The sequence below is a fragment of the Nocardia sp. NPDC004722 genome, from assembly GCF_053601505.1.
Genome location: NZ_JBSGBY010000425.1, coordinates 1 through 7,434, shown reverse-complemented (window position 1 = coordinate 7,434; position 7,434 = coordinate 1). Strand labels below are relative to the sequence as shown.

Genomic DNA, 7,434 nt, shown 5'->3' with positions numbered 1-7,434 from the left:
GTGACGGGCGCGCTGCGTGGGGTCGCCGAGGCGGCGGGCATGTTGCGGTCGCGGTCGGAGGCGGCGGCGCAGGCCGAGAAGGATTTGGATCAGGCGGTGGCCGATTACACGGCCGCCGACAAGAAGGTGCGCGCGATCGCGGCCGATCACCGCGCGCCCCGGGATCCGGCCGAATTGGACGCGTTGGCCGCTGCCGTACGGCATTTCGAGAACGCGGGGACCGCGCTGCTGCGGCTGCGCGGCGATCATCAGCGTGAGCACGAGCGGGCACGGGAGGCTGGGGACCGGCTCGAGGAGTCGAAGGATCTGGCGGAGGCGTTCGCGGAGGAGGCCGAGGCGGCGCGCTCCGGGTACGAGGAGCAGTCGCGCAAGTTGGAGATGCTGCGCGAGGCGCTGGGTGCGGGCGCGGCGGATATCGACCGCGATCTCGAGGCCGCCCGCGCGAAGATCGACGCGGCACGCGCCGAGCAGAAGGCGGCCCGGAAAGCGGCGGCCGAGGCGATCGAATCGGTCGGTACCGCCGAGGGCGCGCATCGGGCCGCGCACGACACGCTCGGCACCGCGCTGGCCGAATTGCTCTCGGATGTCCGGCATCTCGCCCCCTACGCGCGCCCGGATCTGCTGAGCCTGCTGGGCGCGCCCGCCGAAAGCCGGTGGCCCAGCAGCGATGCCGCCTGGTCGACGCCCGAGCAGCTGCTCTACCGGATCGAGAACGGCGATCCCGAGCAGGAGCTCACCGTACTGCCCGCGGAAGTGGCCGAGTTGTTCGAGAATATCGCCGCCGCAACGGCTTCGGTGCGGGTGGGCGAGGCGGCACGCAAGTCGACGCGCAGCGCGGTCACCACCGCGCTGCAGGAGTTCGACGCCGCGCTCACCGCGGCACGGCAGGACTACCGGCTGCACTGGGATGCCGCCGACGGGCTGACCGTGGTGCAGGTGCACGACGATCACGGCCTGTCCTCGCTGGCGGACTTCGCCGAGCGGATCGGCTCCGCGCGCCACGATCAGGAGCTGCTGCTCACGGACGCCGAGCGTCGCATCCTGGAGGATGCGCTGCTGACCGGGCTGGCCCAGCAGATCCACGAACGCACCTGCGACGCACGCGAACTCATCTCCCGCATGGGCGCGGAGATGAAGCAGCGCCGCATGTCCTCGGGCAACACCATCGGCGTGCACTGGGTGCTGGCCGACAACCTCTCCGAGCCCGCCCGCGCGGTCTGCAAGCTCCTGGATCGCGACTCATCGGATTTGACGCCGGAGGACCTCTCCACCATCCGCTCCTACTTCGCGGCGGAGATCCGCACCGCCCGCGCCGCCCACCCGGAGCGTTCCTTCCCCGAAATCCTCGCCGCCACTCTGGATTACCGCACCTGGCGGACCTTCGCCTTCACCATCCTCAACGCCGACGGCTCCGAGGACCGACTCACGGTCGCCCGCCACAGCGCCCTCTCCGGCGGCGAACAGTCGGTCTCCCTGCACCTTCCGCTCTTCGCCGCCGCCCACGTCATGCTCGACTCTGCCGACCCCCAGGCCCCCCGCCTACTGGCCCTCGACGAAGCCTTCGCCGGCGTCGACGACAACGGCCGCAGCGAACTCCTCGGCCTCTCCGTCCAATTCGACCTCGACCTGTTCATGACCGGCTACGACCTCTGGATCACCTACCCCCACGTCCCCGGCTGCGCCCACTACGACCTCGCCCACTCCGCCGCCGAAAACACCGTCAGCGCCACCCTCCTCGTCTGGGACGCCGCCGACCTCCTCGCCGAACACGACGGCACCGACCTCACCACCGCCCTCGGCTCCCCCAACCGCCGCCGCCTCCCCCACGGGCTGGAAGGTGCGATCCCGCTCGACGAGGAACTCGAAACGGTGAGCTGACCTTTCGAACCCCAACGCGTACGCACGGGGAGCCCGGGCAGAACGCCCAGGCTCCCCACCGTCCGTACGTTCCGTCAGACCAGATCGAACTTCCCGGACTTCAGGGCTGTGTTGAAGCTGTCCCAGGCTTCCGGCGTGAACACCAGAGCCGGTCCCGCCACATCCTTCGAATCACGCACACCCACGGTGCCCGCACCCAGATGCGCGACCTCCACGCAGTCCTGATTCGGCCCGCTGCGGCTGCTCTTGTGCCAATCCGCCTGGTACAGGTCGGCGTTCACTCGTACTCCTCTGCGATGCTCAGCACCAGTTCCCTGGTGTCCCGCTCATTCAGAGCCGTGGTGCGAAGGGTTCTCACCGCTGCCCTGTACATGTCCAATTCTCCCTGCTTGTCCAGATAGAGCGCCCCGGTGAATCCCTCCACGTAGACCAGCGGAGGTTCCGTCAGACGAGTGTCCGCGAAAACGGGAAACTCCATCAGGGTGAACGCACCGACTATGAGCGGCAACGGGGTTGCGGCGTCCAGCGGCACCACCCGGATCGACGCCGTCGGCAATTTCGACACGTTCGCGATGTGCCGGAGTTGCTCGGCCATCACGGCAGGCCCGCCGACGGACCATCGCAGCGCGGACTCACAGATGAACATCGCCACGCTGAACGCGGTGGGCGACTCGTCCAGTCGCTGTTGACGTTTGGCCGAAATCTCGATGCGTTGTTCGACCTCGACCGTAGGCATGCCCGGATAAGCGGCCCAGATCACCGCGCGCCGATACCCGGGCGTCTGGAGCAGTCCCGGCAGCAGATTCAGGTGAAGCGTGGTCAGCCTTCGCGCGGCTTCTTCCATACCCAGATAGAGATCGAAGTACGACGGCACCGCCGCGCCGTAGTCGTGCCACCAACCCGGACTCTTCGTCTCGGCCACGAGCCCGATCAACGCGGCCGTCGTATCTTCGTCGGCATCGTAGAGGCGGCACAGCGCGTCCACATCCACCTCCCGGATCTTCGTACCGGCCTGACCGGTCTCCAGCCGCCAAAGCGTCTGCGGCGAAACATCGATGAGCTTCTGCGCTCGGGCCGCCGGAACTCCGGACTGCTCACGCAATTGCTTCAGCGTCCGACCGATCAGCCGACGCGGAACCGTGGAGCCGACAGCCATTTCCTTTGCCTCTCTACAGGTCTCATGCAATTTTGGAATGATTCTCGCACCGTTTCCGGACGGCGGAAATCTTTTGGAGGACTTTGCGTCATGGAAGGTTCCACACGGTCGCGGAGCGGCGTAGACCTGGACTCATACCCGATCCACCAGCCCCGATGACTGGAGCGACCGCCATGTACGCCATACCGATCGAGAACCACGAAGCGATAACCGCGATGTCAGCGGGCTATGCGCGTGATGTCCTGCGAGTTCATGTGGATTGTCCGATTTCCGTGTGCGGCAAAAAGCGTCAGGCCATTGCGGTCATTCGCGACTTCGGCAATCGGATCGGAGGCAGGCCGTGAATGTCGTCTCGCATGATGCGCCGGACTATCCGGTCATGAATCTGGCGGCGGCGCAACGGGGGCGCGAGGTGCATCGCGGGTGCGGGGAGGAGTGTGATGCACATCGGTACTACGAAGAGCTGGTGCCGCGGCTGGAGGTGGCTGGCCGCGAGGCGCGGAGTCTGCGCGGCACGTGGAACATCTGGGGCGGTCCGCAATGACCGAAGTAGCTGGCCCGCCGAATCCGGTTGGAGCAACCTCGCCGAACCCCAACGGGCACAGGCCCAGCCACTCGCCCTACGGATCACCGATGCCGATCCGGATACCCGGGCCACCCATCGAATCGTCACGGGACGAACCGGAGTCGACAGCTCGCGCGACACCGTCGGCATCGAGACCGCTCCCGAGGCCCAGTTCGCCGCTGCCCACACCCTCGGCGCGGACGAAGGTTGCCCAAGGCGCGGAAGCCCGTTTCCGCCTTGACCTCTGCCGACTTGCCCGGGTTCGCGCACTATGTCCGTCCGGTCCGGTTCGCAATCCGGTTGGGGCGAGGCGGGATCGGCAACCCCACTGGACGGCCAGTTCGGAGGCCTCTTCGAACGGCCATGACTTCCAGCCCAATCCGCGTGTCGCGGCGCGGCGCGCCGTAAGGATTGGACCATCGGCAAATCAACAGTTTCGCGGTTGGGCAAACATCGACTAGAAATACTCTCCGTGCCCACCGGAATCACCTGTCAGCCATCGGGACTCCTTGGACGGGGGTCCAGATGACAATTGAACATCCGCGCGAGGACGACGTCAGCCAGCTGGCGCAACGGGTCGAGAAGGCCCGGGGTCGGCTGGCCTACCAGTACGATCCCGCGCTCACCGATGCGCTGTCGGAGACCGAGCTGGTCGCCGAGCGCGAACTAGCCGAGCGTATTCGCGAGCAGGAGCGGGCTCAACGCTGGAAGCAAGCCGAGGCCGCGGCCGGTCAGGCCGATCGTGCTCGGCAGACGACCGAAGAGATTGAGAAGGCCGACATTCGCGACTTGCTGCTCGCCCGCAAGGCGATCGCCGCACAGCGGCGAGAATCGAGCCCGCACGCCAAACTGGCGTCGCTGTACAAGCATCGGGCGTGGAGCCAGCGGGCGCTCGCCGGTGTGGTCGCGGCCGGCATGCTCTGGTCGGCGGTCAACGTGCAGCACAATATCGCGCCGGGCGGTGCGAGCGATCCGCTCTACTGGTTCAGCTACCTGCTCGAAGGCATGATCAGCGTCTGCCTCGTGATCATCATGATCGGCACCAACAAGGTGGCCGAGTGGGGTGTCATCGACAGCCGCCGCCAGGTGGTGGTGGCCGAGATGGCGCTGCTGAGCCTGACGGTCATCCTGAACACCTACCCGTACATCAAGACCGGCAGCTGGTACGACGTGGCGGTGCACGCCATCGCCCCGGTCATGATCGGTGTGGCGCTGCTGATCCACAATGCGGCGGCAGGACGCTACGGCCTGGCCATCGTGCGGGCCACCGACCAGATCCGGGATCTACCCGACCCGGGCGAACAACTACGCCGCGCCGCGCCGACCGTAGTGTCGTGGCCGTCGCGCCCGCAGCCGACGCCGATGCCGACCCAGACCCCCGCGCTGACGGCGGCCCCCTCCGAGGCCGATCGCACCGTCGAGGCCGAGGCCCAGGTGATCGAGCCGGAGACCCGGGCCACCCGGTCGGAGTCCAACGGCAACGGCAAGTCCGAGAGTCATTCGGACAATGGCAAATCCGCCAACAAGGATCGCCGTTCCGCCACCAGCAAGCCCCGCAAGGCCGAGGAGGACGACCGTTCCCCCCTGGCCGATCTGGCCGACCCGGTCCCCCCGCTCAATGTCTACGACACCGGCCAGTTCCGGATCGCCGAGACCTTGGAGCAGGAACTCGCCGAACTCCAGGCCGCCCGCCGCCGCGCCCGCGCCGCGTCGCGTTCGCGCAATGGCAGCTCCCTCGACGACGACTGACCAATCGTGTGAGCCGAATCGGCCGGTGCCCCGGTGGCATCGGCCCGATACGCCAACACCCCGGTGATCCGCAGCCAGCGGCCCACCGGGGTGGCGTCGTTTCGGGGCCTGGATTCGACGCTGCCGGACCGAGATCACTTCGGCCGCACAGAGACCCCACCCGAGCGGCCCCCGTCATTGCGGCGCGTTCTCGGCCGGATTCCACGCTCGCAGCTCAGGTGCGTCCGGGTGCGGATCCCGGCAAAAGCACGCCGGGATGACGGGCGGGTCGATCGCCGGGATGACGAGTGGGTCGATACTCGGGATGACGAGTGGGTCGATACTCGGGATGACGAGACCGTCGATATCCAGGGTGACCAGGCGGTTGATATCCGCGATGACGAGGAGGGCGAATCGGTCGCGCCGCGCCGAGATCGGTTATGGGGCAGGCGCGTCGGCGGGGACGACGACGGCCGAGCGGGGCTGGGCCGGGGTGCCCGCGTGCTGGAGGTAGCCGAGCCAGCCGGTGCCGACGAAGACGGCGAGCAGGACCGCGGTGGGCAGTTCGAAGACGAACCAGCCGGTGGCGCAGAGCACCTCACGCACCGAGTGGACGGGGCGAGCGGCGTGGGGGGTGTGAACGGGTGGGCGCTGATGCCGGATTGTGCCGTGATTCGAACGGTACTGCCTGCCCTGCCTGCCCACCGTGCCTCCGTACTGAGAGAAGTGCCGAACCCAGCATGCCGAATCGAGGGTGCGCGCACAGCGGTGAACGAGCGGACATCACGATGTCCGCTCGGGCGCGCACCAGGCAGTATGCCGAAAGGCCCGGACATCCGGGGCACATTGACCGGACATACCGGCAGGTCTCCCCCGGTGTGTCGCGCGCGAAATCCGCTCGCCGCCCGGGCGATATCAGTCCTGCCGCCCGCACAGCCCCGAGAAGTCGCGCCGCACAACATGATTGCGATCCGCAAAACTGCCGAGCGCGTGATCGGGGTGCAGGCCCAGGTATTGACTGCGCGTGCGGGTGCTCCACCGCCGCGCCGCCTCCGTGCGCGTCTTGTAGAAGTTGACCATGTATCCGCCCTCGTAGACGCGCACCAGCGTGTACCCGCCCGGATACTCCTTGACCGCGCCCACTTCGAGGAATTCCACGCCGATCCCGGAGTCCGGTCGGCTCAATCGATTCCGGTGGGTGTGCCCGCTGTGGTGCAGGAACACGCCGGGCGCACCTGCGTACAGCCCGTGCAAAGCGGCCGCGCTGAAGCGGTCGAGCACGAACCCGGGCCCGCCCGGATTGCTCACCGCCGCATGCCGGGTCACCGGGTGATGGCCGAAAACCAGTGTCGGCCGGTCCGGTTCACCGCGCAGCAGTTCGCGCAGGTGGGCCAGCTGCGGTGCGGCGAGGGTGCCGCCCGCCCCGCGCGTGCGCGTGGTGTCGAGCCCGATCAGCCGCAGCCCGCCGACGAAGTATTCGACCAGCCGGTCGCGGGCGTGGAACACCGCGCCCCAGTGGTCGGGTTCCTCCGGCGGCCGGACATCGTGATTTCCCCTGCACGCGAAGTAGTCCCGGCCGAGAGTGCCCCACTCATCGAGGCGTTCGCGCACGCCGCGCGCCTGCTCGGCAGTCCCGGAATCGGTCATGTCGCCCGCCACCACCAGTTGGTCGACGGCCCGGTCCGGCAGCCGCAGATCCTCGAGGACGGCTTGCAGCATGAATTCCGGGTATTCCTCGGTGCTGTGCCGCAGCCCTTCGAACAGTCCCGCGAACAGCCCGCTGGCCGGTTCCCCGTAGTGCAGGTCGTTGGTCAGCGCGAGGGTGCGCAGCAGCCGTCCGGGCGGGGGCGTCAGTGTGGTGAGAATGCCGGTGGATTCGGGTGTTCCGGACCGCCGGGTCACCAGGGTGCGGGCGGGTGTGGCGCGGCGGCCGTCGGAGTACGCCTCGAAGCGGTAGGCCCGGCCCGGTTCCAGATCCCGGATCTCCGCGTAGTGGTAAGCGGTGCGCCGCCCTTCCGAATGCCAGATCCGCGCGGCGGTGCGGCCGTCGGCGGGCGCGATGCGCACCTCGGTGTCGGCCGCGACCGGTCGTAGTCGCCCGGCCCGG

At 68.1% G+C, this 7,434-nt stretch carries 7 protein-coding genes; 3 read left to right on the top strand and 4 right to left on the bottom strand.

Translation table 11 applies throughout. The features are described 5' to 3' along the window. The coding region (locus tag ACWELQ_RS31970; protein ID WP_452400756.1) for an SbcC/MukB-like Walker B domain-containing protein at positions 1-1,878 on the top strand (1,878 nt) is incomplete at its 5' end. A gap of 74 nt (positions 1,879-1,952) precedes the next feature. Here ACWELQ_RS31970 and ACWELQ_RS31965 read toward each other — a convergent pair. Both ACWELQ_RS31965 and ACWELQ_RS31960 read right to left on the bottom strand, forming a co-directional pair. After that, positions 1,953-2,159 carry a DUF397 domain-containing protein gene (locus tag ACWELQ_RS31965; protein ID WP_452400755.1) on the bottom strand — a complete coding sequence of 69 codons (207 nt, stop codon included), beginning with the start codon at positions 2,157-2,159 and terminating at the stop codon, positions 1,953-1,955. Further along, positions 2,156-3,034, bottom strand: a complete 879-nt coding sequence (locus ACWELQ_RS31960) for a helix-turn-helix domain-containing protein (protein WP_452400754.1) — start codon at positions 3,032-3,034, stop codon at positions 2,156-2,158. The genes ACWELQ_RS31965 and ACWELQ_RS31960 overlap by 4 nt, the downstream gene beginning before the upstream one ends. A 340-nt stretch (positions 3,035-3,374) precedes the next feature. Between ACWELQ_RS31960 and ACWELQ_RS31955 the strand changes: the two genes are divergently transcribed. Together ACWELQ_RS31955 and ACWELQ_RS31950 are read left to right on the top strand one after the other, a co-directional pair. Then, positions 3,375-3,578, top strand: coding sequence for a hypothetical protein (locus ACWELQ_RS31955; RefSeq protein ID WP_452400753.1), 204 nt, complete (start codon positions 3,375-3,377; stop codon positions 3,576-3,578). Positions 3,579-4,124: 546 nt separating this feature from the next. After that, the gene (locus tag ACWELQ_RS31950) at positions 4,125-5,348 is read left to right on the top strand and encodes a hypothetical protein (RefSeq protein WP_452400752.1); all 1,224 of its coding nucleotides are present in this window, start codon (positions 4,125-4,127) and stop codon (positions 5,346-5,348) included. A gap of 417 nt (positions 5,349-5,765) precedes the next feature. Here the strand turns inward: ACWELQ_RS31950 and ACWELQ_RS31945 are convergent, their stop codons facing one another. Beyond that, complete coding sequence (locus tag ACWELQ_RS31945) at positions 5,766-5,933, bottom strand: hypothetical protein (protein WP_452400751.1); 168 nt, start codon at positions 5,931-5,933, stop codon at positions 5,766-5,768. Positions 5,934-6,242: 309 nt separating this feature from the next. Then, a partial coding sequence (locus tag ACWELQ_RS31940; RefSeq protein ID WP_452400750.1) for a metallophosphoesterase family protein occupies positions 6,243-7,434 on the bottom strand: 1,192 nt, incomplete at its 5' end.

Excerpts from the sequence above, each read along its gene's own strand:
- ACWELQ_RS31950 (WP_452400752.1), top strand. The coding sequence starts at position 4,125 with ATGACAATTGAACATCCGCGCGAGGACGACGTCAGCCAGCTGGCGCAA.
- ACWELQ_RS31960 (WP_452400754.1), bottom strand. The coding sequence starts at position 3,034 with ATGGCTGTCGGCTCCACGGTTCCGCGTCGGCTGATCGGTCGGACGCTG.